The organism is Spirosoma pomorum, assembly GCF_054776615.1.
The window spans coordinates 194,441-209,760 of sequence record NZ_BAAHBP010000016.1; the positions used below are offsets into that span (position 1 = coordinate 194,441).

At 51.2% G+C, this 15,320-nt stretch carries 18 protein-coding genes; 9 read left to right on the forward strand and 9 right to left on the reverse strand.

Going from position 1 to position 15,320, the window contains the following annotated elements:
* Positions 1-121 precede the first annotated feature (121 nt).
* The 4 genes from ACYVAD_RS10815 (at position 122) to ACYVAD_RS10830 (ending at position 3,797) form a co-directional block, all read left to right on the forward strand.
* Positions 122-2,488, forward strand: coding sequence for a TonB-dependent receptor (locus ACYVAD_RS10815; RefSeq protein WP_461139499.1), 2,367 nt, complete (start codon positions 122-124; stop codon positions 2,486-2,488).
* Between the two features lie 48 nt (positions 2,489-2,536).
* Entirely contained in the window at positions 2,537-3,109 is a 573-nt protein-coding gene (locus ACYVAD_RS10820) for a hypothetical protein (RefSeq protein ID WP_461139500.1), read from the forward strand.
* Positions 3,110-3,194: 85 nt separating this feature from the next.
* A complete protein-coding gene (locus ACYVAD_RS10825; RefSeq protein ID WP_461139501.1) occupies positions 3,195-3,539 on the forward strand; it encodes a cupin domain-containing protein in 345 nt (114 codons plus the stop codon).
* A 12-nt stretch (positions 3,540-3,551) separates the two neighbouring features.
* Positions 3,552-3,797: a DUF3820 family protein gene (locus tag ACYVAD_RS10830; RefSeq protein ID WP_461139502.1), complete on the forward strand. Its 246-nt coding sequence runs from the start codon at positions 3,552-3,554 to the stop codon at positions 3,795-3,797.
* Here the strand turns inward: ACYVAD_RS10830 and ACYVAD_RS10835 are convergent.
* From ACYVAD_RS10835 to ACYVAD_RS10865, 7 genes are all read right to left on the reverse strand, one after another.
* Positions 3,794-5,071, reverse strand: a complete 1,278-nt coding sequence (locus tag ACYVAD_RS10835) for a sensor histidine kinase (RefSeq protein ID WP_461139503.1) — start codon at positions 5,069-5,071, stop codon at positions 3,794-3,796. The genes ACYVAD_RS10830 and ACYVAD_RS10835 overlap by 4 nt on opposite strands.
* The gene (locus tag ACYVAD_RS10840) at positions 5,068-5,745 is read right to left on the reverse strand and encodes a response regulator transcription factor (RefSeq protein ID WP_461139504.1); all 678 of its coding nucleotides are present in this window, start codon (positions 5,743-5,745) and stop codon (positions 5,068-5,070) included. The genes ACYVAD_RS10835 and ACYVAD_RS10840 overlap by 4 nt, the downstream gene beginning before the upstream one ends.
* A gap of 110 nt (positions 5,746-5,855) precedes the next feature.
* The gene (locus ACYVAD_RS10845) at positions 5,856-6,650 is read right to left on the reverse strand and encodes an SDR family oxidoreductase (RefSeq protein WP_461139505.1); all 795 of its coding nucleotides are present in this window, start codon (positions 6,648-6,650) and stop codon (positions 5,856-5,858) included.
* A gap of 315 nt (positions 6,651-6,965) precedes the next feature.
* A complete protein-coding gene (locus ACYVAD_RS10850) occupies positions 6,966-7,289 on the reverse strand; it encodes a DUF3817 domain-containing protein (protein WP_461139506.1) in 324 nt (107 codons plus the stop codon).
* A gap of 2 nt (positions 7,290-7,291) precedes the next feature.
* A complete protein-coding gene (locus ACYVAD_RS10855; protein WP_461139507.1) occupies positions 7,292-7,756 on the reverse strand; it encodes a hypothetical protein in 465 nt (154 codons plus the stop codon).
* Positions 7,757-7,867: 111 nt separating this feature from the next.
* Positions 7,868-8,779: an AraC family transcriptional regulator gene (locus tag ACYVAD_RS10860; RefSeq protein ID WP_461139508.1), complete on the reverse strand. Its 912-nt coding sequence runs from the start codon at positions 8,777-8,779 to the stop codon at positions 7,868-7,870.
* Positions 8,780-8,785: 6 nt separating this feature from the next.
* Positions 8,786-9,796, reverse strand: coding sequence for a cation diffusion facilitator family transporter (locus ACYVAD_RS10865; RefSeq protein WP_461139509.1), 1,011 nt, complete (start codon positions 9,794-9,796; stop codon positions 8,786-8,788).
* Between the two features lie 145 nt (positions 9,797-9,941).
* On the opposite strand from ACYVAD_RS10865, the gene ACYVAD_RS10870 reads away from it, so the two are divergent.
* From ACYVAD_RS10870 to ACYVAD_RS10890, 5 genes are all read left to right on the forward strand, one after another.
* Positions 9,942-10,490 carry an NUDIX domain-containing protein gene (locus ACYVAD_RS10870; protein WP_461139510.1) on the forward strand — a complete coding sequence of 183 codons (549 nt, stop codon included), beginning with the start codon at positions 9,942-9,944 and terminating at the stop codon, positions 10,488-10,490.
* Positions 10,491-10,603: 113 nt separating this feature from the next.
* A complete protein-coding gene (locus ACYVAD_RS10875) occupies positions 10,604-11,023 on the forward strand; it encodes a PD-(D/E)XK nuclease family transposase (RefSeq protein ID WP_461139511.1) in 420 nt (139 codons plus the stop codon).
* Between the two features lie 32 nt (positions 11,024-11,055).
* Positions 11,056-11,448 (forward strand): hypothetical protein, encoded by a 393-nt coding sequence (locus tag ACYVAD_RS10880; protein ID WP_461139512.1) that lies wholly within the window; start codon positions 11,056-11,058, stop codon positions 11,446-11,448.
* A 97-nt stretch (positions 11,449-11,545) separates the two neighbouring features.
* Positions 11,546-12,187 (forward strand): LysE family translocator, encoded by a 642-nt coding sequence (locus tag ACYVAD_RS10885; protein ID WP_461139513.1) that lies wholly within the window; start codon positions 11,546-11,548, stop codon positions 12,185-12,187.
* Between the two features lie 118 nt (positions 12,188-12,305).
* A complete protein-coding gene (locus tag ACYVAD_RS10890) occupies positions 12,306-12,896 on the forward strand; it encodes an HXXEE domain-containing protein (RefSeq protein WP_461139514.1) in 591 nt (196 codons plus the stop codon).
* A gap of 57 nt (positions 12,897-12,953) precedes the next feature.
* On the opposite strand, the gene ACYVAD_RS10895 is transcribed toward ACYVAD_RS10890, so the two are convergent.
* A complete protein-coding gene (locus ACYVAD_RS10895) occupies positions 12,954-14,516 on the reverse strand; it encodes a GH3 family acyl-acid amido synthetase (RefSeq protein WP_461139515.1) in 1,563 nt (520 codons plus the stop codon).
* A gap of 13 nt (positions 14,517-14,529) precedes the next feature.
* Positions 14,530-15,306 (reverse strand): 5'/3'-nucleotidase SurE, encoded by a 777-nt coding sequence (surE, locus tag ACYVAD_RS10900; RefSeq protein WP_461139516.1) that lies wholly within the window; start codon positions 15,304-15,306, stop codon positions 14,530-14,532.
* Between the last annotated feature and the right edge of the window lie 14 nt (positions 15,307-15,320).

The following is a 15,320-nucleotide window of genomic DNA, read 5'->3' on the forward strand; positions in this document are numbered from 1 at the left end:
AAACCAAATTTAGGTGCTAAATTTGCAACGTAGTTGCATTAGGTGCCGATGCCTGGTATCGATCATGCGTTACAGGTAGCGGATGAGTTGGTGTAGACATATTATTTGTTGGTTGGTAGTTTTGGTAAACGTTGCGCTGGCGACGGGCGGTTATGCTCAGCCGCCCTGCGTTGCTACGTTAACCGGGCAAGTACTAGGCCAGGACAACCGCGAACCGCTGGCCGGAGCCACCATGTATGTCCGCGAACTGGCCACAGGGGCTGTGGCCGATACGACAGGCTACGTCCGGCTGACCAATGTCTGCGCCGGGACGTATACGGTTGAGTACCAATTTGTGGGTTACGAAAAGAAAACCATAGCCGTAACGGTTGGAGTCGATTCACTCGTTACGTTGCCTCCTGTACTGCTAAGGCCTGACAACCAGACACTAAAGGAGGTTGTTGTAACCGAACGACGCTCCGAAGCACAGCAGCTACTTCAGGTGCAGACCGCTTTAGCGGGTAATAGCCTCGACGCAACGCGGGGGCAATCGCTGGGGGAGAGTCTGAAAACACTGCCCGGCCTGTATTCCATCCAGACGGGACCGTCTATTTCTAAACCGGTCATTCATGGACTGTATAGCAACCGGATCGTTACGTTAAACAACGGCATTCGACAGGAAGATCAGCAGTGGGGTACTGAGCACGCTCCCCAGATCGATCCGTTCCTGGCCGCCCGGCTGACGGTGATCAAGGGCGCTGCCAGTATTCGATACGGATCTGATGCCATTGGGGGCGTTATTTTAGTGGAACCCAAGGCCATGCCAACCGCTCCCGAACTGGGTGGTGAACTAAACCTCGTGGGCGGGACCAATGGCCGGCAGGGGACTGTATCAGGACTACTTGAACAGGCGCTTGGCCAAAAACTGGCCGGATTAAGCTGGCGCCTGCAGGGCACATTGAAGCGTGTTGGCTACACGAAAACACCGACTTATTACCTCGAAAACAGCAGCTACCGCGAGAACGATTTGTCGGGAACGATCAACTACTCCCGTCGGCATGCGGGGGTGGAGGTATTCTTTAGCCAGTACAATGCCACCGTTGGCTTATTCACGGGGGCTCAGGTTGGTAGTCTGGCTGATTTCTATGCTGCCATTTTCCGCCCAGAACCGCTAGTACAGCCGGAATTTTCCTTCGCTTTAGGTCGGCCTTATCAGCAGGTGCAGCATAACCTGCTTAAAGCAAAGGCGTTCTTGCATTCGGATCGTTGGGGGACACTGACTGCCACGCTGGCCCAGCAGCAGAACATCCGGCGAGAGTATGATTTTCTGTCGTTCAGCCGCGTTACCGACCCGGAATTATACCTCAAACTAACTACCGAAACGGCCGACCTGGTCTGGGAACACGCACCCGTTAAGACTGCTCATGGTGGCAATTTTTCTGGTAGCGCCGGACTAACGGGGTTAACGCAGGGCAACGTCCGGCGCTACTTGTTCCTGATTCCGAATTACCGGACTTCCGGCGCGGGTTTGTTTGCCATCGAGCGCTACGCCCGCAACCGCTGGACGGTAGAAGGGGGGCTGCGTTACGATTACCGCTGGCTGCGCGCTTTCTTCCTGGACGAATCGACCAGACGCGTAACTACCCAAACCCGCGACTGGGATAACGTAACGGGTTCGCTGGGGGCTACGTATCAATTTACAACACAATTGAGTTTGGCTGCTAATCTAAGTACGGCCTGGCGTGCGCCTAACGTCAGCGATTTGTACTCTGATGGGCTGCACCAGAGCGCCGTGGCTTACGAACGAGGTAATCCTAATTTGAACCCCGAACAGGCGTATAACGGCAATATCGTGCTGACGTACACCGGCAAACGGCTATCCGCTGACGTAAACCTGTACAGTAATCTGATCAACAATTATATCTATCTGAAACCCGATTCGGTGCCCATCGTGCGGCAGCGGGGGGCATTTCCGGCATACTCTTATGATCAGGTACGCGCTACGTTCCGGGGGCTTGATGCGACCATCCGGTACACCTTGGCTGGCCGTCTGAGTATTACGTCCAAAACGTCGCTGCTTTTTGCCTACGATCAGACCAACCGAGGGTACCTGGTGTATATCCCACCTAACCGAACGGACAACGGACTACGTTACGAGCTAACGCCGGAAACGGCCTCAAACCCGCGACGAATTTCCGGAGCCTACGTCAGTGCCAACGTACTGTACGTAGCCCGTCAGAATCGGGCGCCCGCTGTTACGCAGCGGCAGGAGAACGGTCAGCTGACCTTTACCGGAGACTTTGCGCCACCTCCGCCAGCCTACACCTTACTGGGCGCCGAAGCGGGGTTTTCGTGGCGGGCCGGTCAGCAGTTGATTAACGTCATTCTGAGCGGCAGTAACCTGCTGAATCGAACGTATCGCGACTACTTAGACCGGTTTCGCTATTTCGCTGATGCACCGGGCCGGAATATCATGCTAAAAATCAAGGTTCCCCTGTCATTTGGGTAACCCGTTAGATGAGCTTTTCTGTTTGTTTCACTTTTAATTTTATACGCTATGCAGCTTTTCACGAAAGCCGTTATCCTACTAGTACCTGTTACTGTATTACTAGGCGCCTGTAATCGGGGAGAAGATAACCCGACGCCTACCGACGACAACGAAAAGATTACCACGGCGACCTTGTCGCTAACGAACACGGCCGCCCCAACGGAAGTCGTAACCGCTACCATCGATGGAATTGGCAACGCGCAGCCGAACGTAACGAATGCGACGCTAACCCTGAGAACCAATGCGACCTACAATGGCTCGGTAACGTTGCTGGATAAATCGAAAACGCCAACGGTGAACCAAACCGACGATATTCGGGAGGAAGCCAACGAACATTTGTTCGTTTACACGTATACCCCGGCAAGTAGTTCGCCGGCTTCACTCACGGTAACGGCTACCGACAAAGATTCTAACCCATCGCCTGGCCCATATCCAATTGGGCTTGCGACCAGCGTACGGACCGGTGCCGCCAGCTCGGGCAACCTGAACGTCGTACTTCGTCACCAGCCAAACACGAAAAATGGTACCGCGGCACCCGGCTCCTCGGACCTGGATGTAACCTTTCCGGTTGTAATCCGATAAGGTAGCGTACGCACGAAATACATTTGTTGATAAGGGCTAAATGGGTAGGTTTGCGGTAAGCCAGCAATCATCTCATTTAGCCCTGATGCATTCACCCACGTCAACCAGTAATCTTTACGCAGCCATTCCGGCCACACTACCGGAGGAATTGATGACCGACTTGCTGACGGGTAAGGACTTCCGGGTCGAACGAATCGTGTCGCAGGGGCAGGTATCCCCACCCGATTTTTGGTATGATCAGGCGGAAGCCGAATGGGTTGTCGTCCTACAGGGGGAAGCCCGTTTGCGTATAGAAGGGGAGGACCATGATATCCAGTTAGTACCGGGGGCGTACGTCAATATTCCTGCTCACGTTCGGCACCGGGTGACGTGGACGAAAGAAGATACCAATACTATCTGGCTGGCCATTTTTTACACGGAAAAAGCGTAACGCGAATACACGATGACGTCTGATCAACCGAACGGAAACCCGCAACTGTTACTTGAGTTGCTGCATTACGAAATGCCCTTCGGCAAGCACAAAGGGCAACTGATTCGAGCCTTGCCTATTTCCTATTTGGAATGGTTTGCCCAGAAAGGATTTCCGGCGGGTAAACTGGGCCAGCTGTTACAGACGATGTACGAAATTCGGCTGAACGGGCTGGATTACCTGCTCCATGAGCTACAGGCCCGGCAGCAGCGACGTTAGTTTTCCGGCTGATGAGTGATCGTCAGCGTATGTTGCTGATTCGTGTACTGATACGAAACCGCAAGTTGATACGTATCGCAGATTTGTTTCACGATAGCCAGGCCGAGCCCGACGGATTCCTGGACGCTGGATTCTTTCTTGAACCGCTGAAACAGCGCTGTTGTGTCCGTTACGGGAGCCGGACCAGTATTACTGAGCGACAGCGAATGAGATGATGATTGAACCTCAATTCGACCGCCCGGGCAGTTGTGCCGAATGGCGTTGCTGACGAGATTGGATAGTAAACTATCGGCCAGAAAAGTTGGCAGTGTAGCGTAGAAGGCCTGGTTCGGCTGAGTTTCTGCCCGGATGGTGATATCTTTATGAAGTAAAACTTCTTCCATGTCCGTCAGCCGCTGGAGGAGTTCGGCGGTCAAATCGATAGGTTGCGCATTAACAAACTGCTGGTTCTCAATCTTGGCCAGCAGTAATAGCCCCTGGTTTAACCGCGCCATACGCCGGGATGCCTGGTAAATAGCTTCAATCCAGGTAGTTTGCTCCTGCGTCAACTGCTCCGACTGAATCAGCTGCTCGACTTTGGCGTTGATCAGCGCCAGGGGCGTCTGCATCTCGTGCGAGGCATTTTCCGTAAATTCTTTCAGGCTTCGGTAATCATGCTGCATTTTGTCGGCCATCTTATTGAATACGTCGTTCAGCTCGGTGAACTCAGTAATGCTGGAGGACGATAGTTGTAAAGGCTCGTGCTGGCGCAAGTCAAATCGCTTAATCCGAGACAGCGTCTTGTAGAATGGATGCCAGAGCCGTCCCGACAACCGACTCTGGAACCAGAACGTCCCCAACAGCAGTAGCCCCAGGAACAGCAACATGGCGAGGGTAAGGGCCTCAATCAGCCGAAACGTCTGAAAGAGTGACTTTCGAATTTCAACCCGGTAGACTTTCCCCTGAATCGACGCGTAAAAGGCGAGTTGTCGGAAGGGCGTTACTTCGTTATTGTAGCGGTTGCGGATCAGCGTATCGGTAAGAATCTCGGCCGTTATGGGTTGGTTGCCTGCAGGCGTTACCTCGATCTTGTTTTCGACGAAGTAGGGGCTACTGGACCAGGTATTGTGCGTCCGGACGTATGCTTCAAAATCCTGCTTTTCAATCTGTAGCCGGGTTTCTACCTCATCGTAAATCAGGTAGCGGATAATCTGGTAGAAAGCCAATGCACTCAGCAGGTAAACCACCAGCGAGAAAGCGAGATAGATCCGATTGGTCTGGGCGAGTAACTTCACGATTGGCTGAATTTATAACCAATGCCATAAACCGACTGCACATAATCGCCCGCGCCTTTGTCAATGAGTTTACGGCGCAGGTTTTTGATGTGCGAATACACCATATCCAGCGAATCGGCCGAGTCGATATTATCACCCCAGAGGTGTTCGGCAATGGACATTTTCGTCAGTACCACATCCACATTAGACAGAAAATACAGCAGCAGGTCGTACTCTTTCCGTGAAAGTGGCGTTGGCTGATCGTTCACGAATACCAGCCGGGACTGTGGCACTACCCGAATGTCTGCAAGCCGAATTTCGGTCTGTCCCCCGAATTGCCGCCGACGTAATAATGATTTCACGCGTGCGTTCAGCTCTGACAGATGAAAGGGTTTGGTGAGGTAATCATCCGAGCCAATCTCCAATCCTTTTAGTTTGTCTTCCAGTGAGTTGCGGGCTGAAATAATGATGACGCCGGTTGTTGCCTCCAGCCGCTTCAGGTTCTGAATCAATTGCAGGCCGTCGCCATCGGGCAGTGTTAAATCGACAATAACACAGTCGTACGTGTACAGGTAGACCCGTTCGTCGGCCTCCCGGAAGGTAGCCGCTGTTTCGCAGACATAACCTTCCCGACTCATGTAGGCCGTAATACTGTCGGCCAGCCCCTGTTCATCTTCGACTACCAGCACTTTCATAGGCAACTCACAAAGTGAACCACTAAAGTAATAGGCAATTCTGGAAAGATTTGGGAAGCGCCTGGCCAAGGGCCTGCTAAGATTTATGGCTGTTACGGAAGAGAATCAGCCTAGAGACTAAACTTTTTAGCGGCACCCCATTCGAAAAATCGGTACGAGAAAAACTGCAGAATTGGCAACGTAACGGCGTCGGAACCAACTCGGTAGCTGTAGCGCGGATTGGTTGAACGCAGTACGGCTAAGACCGTCTGCGCTACCGGCTCCGGTGTGGGAGCGCGTTCGATCGAACTGGAGAATGACGCCAGCGCTTTATCACGGGTTGCACTGTAGTCGGCGATGCTGGGTTTATCCTGTTCAAAAGCCTGGTTGAGATTCGTTTTGAAAAAACCGGGTTCAACCATGGATACTTTGATATTAAATGGTCTTACCTCCAGGCGCAGCGACTTGAAAAACCCTTCCAGGGCGTGTTTCGATGCTGCATAATAGCTTTGAAAAGGTACCCCGATCAGACCCGCTAATGAGCCAATCGTAATAATTTGGCCAGATCGCTGCTGGCGCATAAGTGGTAAAATGGCCTTTGTCAGGTTGACCGTTCCCCAAAAATTGATCTCAAATTGCTTACGGGCCAGTTCGGCGCTGGTTTCCTCAGCACTTCCATTTATACCGATCCCAGCGTTATTGATCAGAATATCCAGACGCGTTTCGCCGGCGGAGAGTGCCGCGACACAGTTCCGAATCGACTCATCGGACGAGATATCTAGTTCCAGCAACTCGAAAGGGAACTGGCCCTGTTGCCGACCGGGTGATCGGCTGGTTCCCAACACCCGGTATCCATTCTTGTGTAGATGATTGGCAATGGTCAGACCAATGCCTGAAGTCGCCCCCGTAACCAAAACAGTTTGCATGTCTTTCTCTGATTGGAGTATCAGATTAACCCATTTCCAACAGCCTGGTTTGTTTTTAAATCGCTAACGAAAGAAGCATTGGCTGAAATCAAGTAAAAACAAAAAAGGCTGATCGTAACGCGATCAGCCTTTCCGGTGTTGAATACAACCTGAATTGAAAAAGCAATTTTGATAACCCGCGCTCCAAACGGGTTTGATGGGTTAAATTTGGTTTGTTAAAAGAAATAATCCAAATTTTTTTTCAAATAATCCCCTTTACTGAGCGAACGGCTTCTAAATATCAGTTTTCAGGTCAGTTGGTCAACAGGGAGTGTCTTAATTTCTGGATTCCTGTTTGTGAATAGGAGCCAGAATATGATGATCAACGTAAAACGTACCAAACGGAATGAACGAGGCTAAAAGCACTTTCCAACTTGTCTCGGTAAACTTCCAGTTATATTCGATGCCCACGCTGATAGTATTGATGACGAAAAAGACAAAGAATAGTCCATGGACCGGACCAATGCTCTTAACCCAGCTCGGATCATTGTAGGCATACTTTAGAGGCATGCCGATGCCAATGAGAACAAGTAATGAAACACCCTCCAGGAAGGCGATGAGTCGGAGTCGGCCGATTTTAGTGGTGAAGAAAGTCTGCATGATTAAACTAGACGAAAATAAGGACGATTAGCCAGCGGTGAGAACGGCCAGGGAATTGATACAAAGATGACCAGCAAGGCCAATGCAAACCAAATAGTCATGGTTTTAAACTTGGCCTGATCGGTCTGCTGGCGCTTGGCGACCGACGAGCCGATGGTGATCAGCACAATGGCAATGGTCATCAGCAATACGTGCGTCAGGCCGAAGAATTGCATAGTAGTATTTTGGCTCGCTTCGGCGTAATGCTCCCGAAAGTAACTCACCATAGGGCTGTTGAAGTACAATAAATACCCCAGTATTAATTGAACGTGGGCAATGGTTGCGGTGGTATGACGGATTAGGTTATCCGTTCTGGTAAACGGCGTCGCGCTGGATAAACCCCGAATACCGCGGTATATGGCGTAAAGCAGGCTCAACAACACCACCCACCGCCAGTAGGAGTGTAGCACTAAAAGAAGTGGATACATTGGGAATTCTTGACAAAGACATGAAGGCGTTTTTGGCGCAATAGACGGGACTGCGTCGGCTGCAAAGTTCCGATTTCCGGTTGTGGAGCGTTAGGACAAGCAACGCCATTTTTAGGACATTTCAATCATTCGACGGAAGGCAGTTGGCGTAATTCCTTCCTGCTTTTTAAACAGTCGGGTAAAATAGGCCTGATCCGTAAATCCGACCTCAGCCGCGACCGTGCTGATGGAGGCTGTTCGCTGACTAAGTAGCACTTTAGCTTCCAGAATGATCGCTTCATCAATCCATTTCGTCGGTGATTTGCCCGTGATCGATTTGACGATTTTATTAAGGTGGTTTGGCGTGATGTGGAGCAACGTTGCGTAATCGGTCACTCGGTGGTGCGTCCGGACGTGCGAAAAGAGCAACTCCTTGAAGCGGTTTGTCAGCGTCACCGCCGAGGTGTGCGTGCTGACTGACATGGGGGTATAGGCCCGGTTGATTTCGCAGAGCAGCGTAATTAGATAAGGTTGAATAATATCTAGATTTGCCAGGCCGGTTTCCTCATAATCGAGTAAAATACGGGAGAATAGGTGATCGATGAATTGACTCGTCTGGCCGTCCAGATCGACCCGAGGGTTGCCCCAGACCCGTAGAAATTCAAAATCTTTCAGGCGCTCGCTGCTGAATTTGCCAATCAGAAAATCGTCGTGGAAGCTGCATAGGTAACCCGTGTTTACGTCTTTTTCGCCGAATGAAAAGACCTGTCCGGCGGGAACAATTAAGATCTGCCCCGGCTGAATGGTATAGGTAGCGCTGCCAATTTTCATCGTGGCTTCACCCGATTGTAGAAACAGTATCGAATGGATGGTAGCTCGTGTGGCTGGCACTGGGCGGGTTACGTGCCGATACATGTCTTCCACCCGGATGATCAGAAACTTGTTGACATCACCTTTCAGGCGAGACACCAATTCCGGTGAAGGCATGAACTTTGTCGTGAAATGCTCCGGATCGTAAAGATTAATAGCGGCCGACTCGTCCATGACAACTTACCGGGTTTCCTGCGGAGCCAACGGAACGAAATGTTTCTGATTCAGCGGCAGATTAGCCGGTGTCCAGTCAACGTCGCGTACGAAAGCAAAGGCCCGAACGGGGCAATCGGCCACGCGGCAGTAATGACAACAGGCCTGCTCGCAGGGGTCTGAATGAACAAAGATTTCGACCTCGTTATTGAAACCATCCTTCAGCGTGTCCTCGAACAGATGAACCTGGTTATGTACCTGATCCAGTTGCCAGTAGTACGGAAGCGTCAGGTGACAGTCGATGTGCAGATCGGCACCGTACCGCTGCACCCGCAGATTATGCACGTCAATCCAGTTCGGATCCCGGTGTACATTTAAGAGCGTAACGACCCGCTCCAACGTTGGTACGTCGGTCGCGTCCATAAGCCGGGCTACGGACTGTCGGATGAGCTGGAAGCCGTTATAAACGATCACGAACGAGATCAGGAGCGATAACATACTGTCGATCCAGAACTGACCCGTCAACTGAATCAGCGCTACGCCCAATATGACGACTACGCTGCTGAAGGCATCTGTCAACAGATGTCGCCCGTCGGCGTCGAGGGCCAGGGAATTTGTCTTCTCGCCGGATCGAATCAGGCTCCAGCCAACAAAACCGTTGGCAATGGCTGTTATGCCGACTAAGCCAATTCCCCAGTCGAGGTTACTGAGCGTTTTAGGCTCAAAATAAGAGAGAATCGCCTGCCAGAAAATGACAATACCCGCCGAAAGGATCATCGCTCCTTCGAAGCCCGACGATAGAAATTCGATTTTGCCGTGTCCGTAGGGGTGGTTCTGGTCGCGGGGCTGCCCGGCCAGGTAAATGCTGTAAAAAGCAAAGCCACTGGCAATGACGTTGACGATGGACTCAACCGCATCCGTCAGGATCGCCGTTGAAAACGTCAGGAAATACGCCGTAAATTTTATCACCAGCAGGAGGATGCTCAGCCCGAGCGAGACACCCATCCAGCGGTATTTCAATTGTTGTGAAGTAAGCATAGTGTACGAAGCGCGGGTGCCCAGTCGGGATGATCTGGTCGGGATGACTGAGTAGTACGACGCCTGGTCAGTGTTGGCCGGAGCCGAACACGAACCTGGGTACAAAGGTAGCCATCGTAGGGGAAAAGTTCGTACTTTCGTCGGCATGAACGAAGTTGTAAATCCCTGGCAAACGCTCAATTCAGCGGTTAAATACGAAAATAACTGGTTAGCGATTCGGCACGAAGAAGTGATCACGCCGGCTGGAACGCCTGGCATTTATGGGGTTGTCAGTTTCAAAAACAAGGCCACTGGCGTTGTCCCCATTGACGCAGCAGGTAATACCTATCTGGTCGGGCAGTATCGTTACCCGCTGAACGAATACTCCTGGGAAATTCCGGAAGGGGGCTCGCCCCTCGGTACCGATCCACTCGATTCAGCGAAGCGCGAACTGAAAGAGGAAACGGGCCTGGAAGCGGCTAAATGGACGCAACTTTCCCGCATCCATACCTCAAATTCTGCCACTGACGAAGAAGGGTTTATCTATTTAGCCGAGGAACTGACCGAAGGAGAACACGAACCCGAAGAAACCGAAGATCTGAAAGTCTGGAAGCTGCCACTAGCGCAGGCCGTTGATATGGTGATGAACAGCGAGATTACCGACGCGATTAGCGTGAGTGGACTCCTAATGGTAGCGCGGCTACGCGGGGTTTAGTTTAAATTGTCTGCTAAGGCTGCCCAAAAACAATCACCTGTTATACTTCTAGCATCTATGGGAGCGCAAACTATCTTGAATAAACTCTTTTCGGTATTTTTAATCTTTGCCTAGTGGAGACAAGCGTTTACATTCCCATTATTTCTGACTATGGCTTCAAAGCTACTTTCGGTAACGAAGCTGATCGCTTGTTTCTTCGCACCGCTTTGCAGGCGCTGATTAGGTCTGAGATTCCTATACGAGAGATTTACTTTGACAAGAACGCATTTGAGGCACTAACTATTGACAGTCGGAGCGGCATTTTTGACCTGTCTTGCACCGACGAAAACGGCACTCAGTTTATTGTCGAAATGCAACTGGGTTATGCTCCGTACTTCATTCAACGCATGAAGTTTTATGCTTTGCATAAGTTCAACACCGTTGTAGAGCGAGGTGAATTTGACTATACGAGACTACCCAAGATCTACGTCATTGCATTTCTAGAGAAAAACATCTTGCCAACTGCTGATTTTTTTATACCGTTGCCAACCTGAGAAGTGAGAAAGGTGAAATCATTGATAATCAGATGACGTTCATTACTGTAGAGTTGGCTAAGTTCACCAAACAAGTGCCTGAGGTAGAGACAGATTTAGATAAACTGGTTTATACAATGAAGACGCTTCATACGACCGAGTCTACCCAATATCCTGCTTTCTGGAATGAGGAATGGTTAAAACGAGCTATCGACGAATTGGATACGCGGAAAATGACTCCCGAAGAACGGGCTTATTTTGCTCGCGTTATTGCAGCTAATGCAGAAGCCGTCAAAGCAGAAAAGATGCGAATAGAGCAAGTAAGAAAAGACGCTGTTCAAAAAGCAATCAAACGAGGAAAATTGACGGTTGAAGAAATTGCTGAAGATAATAGCGTCTCTGTTGATTTTGTTCTCGAGGTTCAGCGGCAGAATATTAATGGCTAAACCGAGCGATTGCATCGTACGTTAAACCAAACTTTAGGTTGTTTTCTTCGGTTGTCTGACTCAGATAGATGACCAATTCTTTAACGCTTCTTTACTTGTGTTTTTTTTACCAATACTGTACGGCTTTCTGGTCGGAGTGGCGCTTTGCCTGACATTCGGAACCGTTTTTTTTGCCCTTATTCAGAATAGCGTTGACAACGGCTTTCGCTCCGGTATGAAAATCATTCTGGGCGTAATCGTGGGTGATACGTTGTTTGTCCTAGCCGCCCTGCTCGGTACGTCGTTCCTGCCCAAAATTGAGGGGTTGGACTATATTATGGCTGGGATAGGGGTGCTGTTTCTGACGGCCATGGGCCTGGTCAATATTTTGAAAGGAACACCTCGACTGGCCTATCCAACAACTAGTTTTGGTAACTTCATTTATTACTTCACGACCGGCTTCTTTCTGAACGCCCTCAATCCGGTTAACTTCGTGTCCTGGGTGGCCATCGTCGCTTATATCCGGACGCACTTTCACTATACCGACGCCCAGCAATACGCCTTTATGAGTGCCAGCCTAGTGGGGGTTTTCCTGACCGAAACAGCGCTGGCGTACTACGCAAACCACCTGAAGCGTTTCTTTACCCCCCGGGTCGTACTGATTTTTAATCGTGTTACAGGCGTTGTTTTTCTGATCGGGGCCATTAACATTGCTTACTCCCGACTCTATGAACCGCTGGTTGCGTACCTGAACCGGTAGCAAATAACAGGAAAAGAGGGGAGAAGAAAGACCCAAGAAAAAGGCGAGTTTATGAAAATTAGATTTTGCTTAGGGGCTGTCTTTCTCCTTCATTTACCGTCTTTTATCCAGTGCATCCATGAAATTTCTTTTCCGCCACTGGCCTGACCTGAGCGCAGGGCTGGCGTTATGCTGCCTCCTGTACCTCTACGATAACATGTCCCTGTCTGACCTATCGTTCCTGTTGCTGCTCAACTTTACGGGGCTACTGGCGCAACAGTACGAGCAGTATCGGGTGCCGGGCTTATTCCCTCGTCGGTTGAACGAACTAGGGTACCAGAGCGCTCAGCCGGAACGATACCCGTTTAATCCGCAAACGGCTTTTCTGGTGAACGTAGTAATCGGATGGGGGCTTTTCGGCACGGCCGCTTTCTTTGGTGATCGGTGGCGTTGGCTGGGCGTTGCCGTTGTGGTGGTCTCCGTTGGGAGTTGGGTGATTTACACCTGGCTGTTTATCATCCGGGGCCGACGAATCTACGCACCGGGCATGGTGACGGGCTGGCTTTTTCTGCTACCGGCTGCTGGCTATTACGTTTGGTACGTGATGACGTATCCGGTATTGGCCCCGGTCGATGGCGTCATTGGGCTACTGGTTGGTCTGGGGACGCTCTTACTCTGCCGTGGGGTGATTGGTTGGCTGGCCGATCCTGATACGCGTTACGTTTTTTAGCGCACTAATGTGCCGCATCATAACGGATTGAATCGGCCAGCGTATAGGCGTTTCTTTCTAGGGTTGCGCGAAACCTCGCTCGGTCAGGAAATTCTGCCAGTCGGCAATGAGCGCTTTCTTTAGTACCCGGGGAAACTTATGCTGACCACCCATTTTACCTTTCTGGTTCATCCAGTCGTAGAACGTAGCGGCCGGTAGTACGGTTACTGTTACTTCCTTGAGGGCGTGCTGCCGCTCGGTGGCATAGTCGTCGTTCAATTCTTTCAGATGGGCATCGATTCGATTGCGTAGCTCTGTCGCGTCGACGGCATCATCCGTTCCTATATACCAATGGTGGGCAAATAACGTATCGTAAGGTACACCGGCTACGGTGAATTCCCGGACGGCAATGCCCAGATCATCGGCGGTCATTTCAAGCGCCTTGTTCATGTTATCGACTGATAGGTGCTCTCCGCACAGGCTCAGGAAATGCTTGGTGCGACCCGTAATAGCGATTTCCGACTTACTCTTGTCAACAAAACGAATCGTATCGCCGATGAGGTAACGCCACGCGCCGGAACAGGTCGACAAAAGCAGGGCATACTCTTTTCCTTCTTCAACTTCGTCAATCATCAGCGTTTCGGGCTGAGCTACTAGCTCGCCATCGGCGGAGAAATTTTTCTCGTTGAAAGGGATGAATTCAAAAAACAGGCCGTTGTTCAGAACCAGCTGCATACCGGCCGCGTTGGGGTGCGACTGGTAGGCAATGAACCCTTCGGAAGCCAGGTACGTCTCGATGTATGTAATGGGGCGGGCGAGGAGCTTCTCGAAACCCTGCCGGTAGGGCTCAAACGAAACCCCGCCGTGACAGAAGACCATCAGATTCGGCCAGACGTCGTGAATGGTTTTTACGTTGTAGCGAGCGATGATCTTCTCCATCAGCAGCTGAATCCAGGCCGGTACGCCGACCACGTAGCCAATGTCCCAGTTTCCCGCCTGCTCGGTAATCTCGTCGAGTTTCAGCGCCCAGTCACGCTCTTGCGCAATTGCCTTGCCGGGTTTGTAAAACCGCTGAAACCAGAACGGTATCTGGCTGGCCGTGATGCCGCTTAGGTCGCCTTCAAAGTGTCCCTCGCGGGCGCTGAGTTGCGTACTGCCTCCCAGCATCAGATACCCTTTCTCGTACAGGGTCGACGGCAGGTTCTGGTAACGGCCTAACGTCAGAATCTGCCGGATGCTGGTGCGCTGGATAGCCTTCGACATAGTTTTCGTTACCGGAATGTGCTTCGTTGCGGCTTCCGATGTACCCGAACTGAGCGCAAAATATTTTACCCGACCCGGCCAGGTAATATCACGCTCACCCGCCAGCGCGCGGTACCACCAGTTATCAAACATCCGATTGTAATCGTGGATCGGCACATTCTGTTTGTACAGCTTGTAGAACGCCTTGCCTTTGTCGGTTTCCAGAGCGTTGAGCAGCGAGCTGAACTGGTACTTTTGACCAAATTCGGTGAACTGAGCCTTAGCAATAAGTTTCCGGAACGCTTTACGCTGTTGCCGAATGGGATTGGAGCGACGGAGTTGAACGGCGGAATTCGTGAGACGAATTCCGTTTTTGAGCATTCTGCCTAATAATGCCATGAGAAGTGCGTACTTATAGGTTCCAGTTTTTCAACGTATCGAGCATCCCGTAGGCAGTCATATCATACTGACACGGCACAACGGACGTATAATTCTGCGACAACGCGTACTCGTCGGTGTCTTCGGCGTGCGTATCGTAATTGACGAACTCGCCCGCCAGCCAGAAATACCGGCGTCCGTGCGGATCACGTCGTTCGTCGAAGATTTCCTGCCATTTGGCGTTGGCCTGTCGGCAGATACGAACGCCTTTCAGTGGCTCGGCCGACTTGGCGGGGAAATTAACGTTCAACGCCGTACCGCGCGTCATGCCGTTCTTCAATACCGCTTCGGTGATGGACAGGATATGATCGTGCGTGTGGGAGAAATCGGGTTGGCGGGTAAAATCGCCCAGCGAAAAGCCGATAGCCGGAATACCTTCAATGGCCGCTTCGATAGCCGCTGACATGGTGCCTGAATACAGGACACTGATTGCTGAGTTGCTACCATGGTTGATGCCGCTGACAACCAGGTCGGGGGTGCGATCTTTCAGGATGTGGTGTTTACCCAATTTTACGCAGTCAGCGGGTGTGCCCGAGCATTCGTAAGCGGGGACATCGCCAAAAATATCCGACGGGTAAAGCCGGATCGGGTTCGCAATCGTGATGGCGTGCCCCATGCCTGACTGGGGACTGTTGGGAGCCACGACAACGACCGAGCCCAGTTGCTTCATCAGCTCCACCAGCGTCCGGATTCCATGCGCCGTAATACCATCGTCGTTCGATACCAGAATTAGTGGTTTTTTATCGGCCATACCAGATTAACTTG